The organism is Pseudomonas sp. DrBHI1 (assembly GCF_002205115.1).
Classification (GTDB): Bacteria; Pseudomonadota; Gammaproteobacteria; order Pseudomonadales; family Pseudomonadaceae; genus Aquipseudomonas; species Aquipseudomonas mosselii.
Window position 1 is genome coordinate 1 of the sequence record NZ_NIBE01000070.1, and the last position, 2,757, is coordinate 2,757.

Consider the following 2,757-nt stretch of genomic DNA (forward strand, 5'->3'; position numbering starts at 1 on the left):
TGTTCACGCAACGAGCAAACGCCCAGTGGCGCCGGCCCTGGCAGCAGGGCCAGACGACGACGCAGCGGGGCGGTGAGTTCGGGGGCGGCGGGGCGCCACCAGGGGAACAGGTTCACAGCTGGTACCGCAGCGCCAGGCTGCTTTGCAGGCGCTGGGCCTGGCGCAGCGACTCGCGCAGGATGCGCCGGTCCAGGTGGTTGAGGCTGTCCGGGTCAAGCCGGTTGGAGTAGGGCTGGTTCTCTCGGGTCTGGCGCTGGTGCTGCTGCATGCGGGTCTGCTGGATGAAGTGGTAGGCCTCTTCATAGGCGGCGCCGTCAAGCGGGTCGATGATGCCCTTGGCGATCAGCTGGCGCAGGCGCTCCAGGGTGTTGCAGGCGCTGATGCCATGGGCCAGGGCCAGCAGCCTGGCGCCATCGACGAACGGGGTCAGGCCTTGCACCTTGAGGTCGAGGGTGGCGGCCTTGTCGTCCCCCTGACGGGTCAGCACGAACTCGCGCAGGCGCCCGACCGGTGGTCGTTGGCGCAGGGCATTGTCGGCCATCATGCGCTGGAAGATGCGATTGTCGGCGACCTGCTCCAGCAGGCCCTGGCGCAGCTGTTCGCAGCCTTGCTCGTCGCCCCAGACCACGCGCAGGTCGAAGTAGATGCTCGAGCCCAGCAGGTTCTCGGGGCTCGCCTCGCGCACGAAGCCGGCGAAGCGCCGTGTCCACTCGCTGCGCGAGAGGCACAGCTCGGGGTTGCCGGCCATCACATTGCCCTTGCACAGGGTGAATCCACACTGGGCCAGGTTGTGGTTTATCTGCTGGGCCAGCGGCAGCAGCCGGGCACGGATGGCCTCGGCCTCGGCGGCGTCGCGGGCCTCGAAGAGAATGCCGTTGTCCTGGTCGGTGTGCAGCGTCTGCTCGCGGCGGCCTTCGCTGCCGAAGCACAGCCAGCTGAATGGCACGCCCGGGTCGCCGCGCTCGGCGATGACCAGTTCGATCACCCGGCACACGGTATGGTCATTGAGCAGGGTGATGATCTGGGTGATCTGGGTCGAGGACGCGCCGTGGGCGAGCATGCGCTCGACCAGCTGGCCGATCTCGCCGCGCAGCGACACCAGGCTGTCCAGGCGTGGCGCATGGCGGATGGTGCGCGCCAGGTGCACCAGGTCGACACGCTGCAGGGAGAACAGATCGCGTTCGGAGATCACCCCGCACAGGCGCTGGTTGTCCACTAGGCAGACGTGGGCGATGTGCCGCTCGGTCATGGCCATGGCGGCATCGAAGGCGCTGGCCTGGGGGCTTAGGTGGAACGGTCGGGCGGTCATGTAGCGTTCGATCGGCGCGGTCAGCTCGGCACTGGCGTCGGCCACCACCTGGCGCAGGTCGCGCAGGGTGAAGATGCCGATGGGATGGCGCTGGTCGTCGACGATGACGATGCTGCCGACCTGCTGCTCGTGCATCAGCCCCACGGCCTCGCGCAGCGGTGTGTCCGGCGCGCACACCACCGGGTGGCGCAGCGCCAGTTCGCCCAGCGGGGTGTTCAGCGAGTACTGGGTGCCCAGGGTTTGCACGGCGCGCTGGCGCACCTGCTGGTTGACCTGGTCGAGCAGGCTGCTGACTCCTCGCAGGGCGAAGTCGCGGAACACCTCGGACATGGAGAACACGCGGATGAACGCGGCCTTGTCCAGTTGCAGGCAGAAGGTGTCCTCGCCGGCCAGGTGCTCGGTGCGGGTGGCCCGCTCGCCGAGCAACGCGGCCAGCGGGAAACATTCGCCACTGGCGATCTCGAAAGTGGTCTCGGTGCCCGGCTTGGTGACATGGTGGCGCTCGCCGACCACACGGCCCTGCTTGACGATGTAGAAGTGCTCGACCGGGCCGTCGGCAGGCTTGATGATGCTTTCGCCGGCCGCGTGGAAACGCAGCTGGCACTGTTCCACCAGGTAGGCCAGGTGGTTGTGTTCCATCTGGTTGAACGGCGGGAAACGCTGCAGGAACTGCAGGGTGCCCTGGATGTTTTGCAGCACTGCTGTTCTGCCCGCCTGGCTGTAGGCGTCCTTTTTGCTCATGGAACCGACCGCGATAAGTATGTCTGCATATGTAGCGCAGACCTTGTTGTTCTGGGGCTCCATGGTCGGACGACGGCTCTGCGGTGCCCATTGGACGTAAGTCTATAAGGCGCGACGGACTTTTCGCTGCTTGTCTCGGGTGTCAAATAGCCGACGAAAGGCAGTTTGCATGCGGGGGTTTTGCGGTCTGAACTTGAATAACGGGGTTTTTTTGACGAGACGACCATGGCAGAGCATGACGACATCCTGAGCGACGCCGAGCGAGAGGCGTTGGCCGTGGTGAGTGCACCCGTCGCGCCCAGGCCCGTGGTACTGGTGGTGGACGACAACCCGGTGAACAGCGAAGCGCTGAGCCTGTACCTGAAGAGCCGGGGTATCGCCTGCATGACGGCCGACGGTGCGCAGGAGGCGATGTTGAAGCTGCACTATGAGCCGCGTATCGCCCTGATGATCACCGACCTGCGCATGGAGCCCAAGGACGGCCTGGAGCTGATCCGCCAGGTTCGCGAATCGGAACGGGCGGCGCTGTCGATCATCGTGGTGTCGGGCGACACCGATGTGAAAGAGGCGGTGGACGTGATGCACCTGGGGGTGGTGGATTTCCTGCTCAAGCCGGTGGACCTGGGCAAGCTCCTGGAGCTGGTGCGACGTGAGTTGAGAATGGATCAGGGCTGAAAACGATCGCGGGGCCAGCCCGCTCCCACGCT

The 2,757-nt window shown here is 65.9% G+C and carries 2 protein-coding genes and 1 pseudogene; 1 reads left to right on the forward strand and 2 read right to left on the reverse strand.

The features are described from left to right. Nucleotides 1-116 (reverse strand): annotated as a pseudogene (locus CC207_RS27675) (3'-5' exonuclease); the annotation flags it as partial. Beyond that, entirely contained in the window at nt 113-2,050 is a 1,938-nt protein-coding gene (locus tag CC207_RS16235) for a putative nucleotidyltransferase substrate binding domain-containing protein (RefSeq protein WP_088852398.1), read from the reverse strand. The gene CC207_RS16235 and the pseudogene CC207_RS27675, both read right to left, overlap by 4 nt. A 225-nt stretch (nt 2,051-2,275) precedes the next feature. Between CC207_RS16235 and CC207_RS16240 the strand changes: the two genes are divergently transcribed. After that, a complete protein-coding gene (locus tag CC207_RS16240; RefSeq protein ID WP_028689077.1) occupies nt 2,276-2,725 on the forward strand; it encodes a response regulator in 450 nt (149 codons plus the stop codon). The last annotated feature ends 32 nt before the right edge of the window (nt 2,726-2,757 follow it).

What these genes read in the sequence shown, in the direction of transcription:
- CC207_RS16235 (WP_088852398.1), bottom strand. Translation starts at nt 2,050, where the DNA reads ATGAGCAAAAAGGACGCCTACAGCCAGGCGGGCAGAACAGCAGTGCTG.
- CC207_RS16240 (WP_028689077.1), top strand. Translation starts at nt 2,276, where the DNA reads ATGGCAGAGCATGACGACATCCTGAGCGACGCCGAGCGAGAGGCGTTG.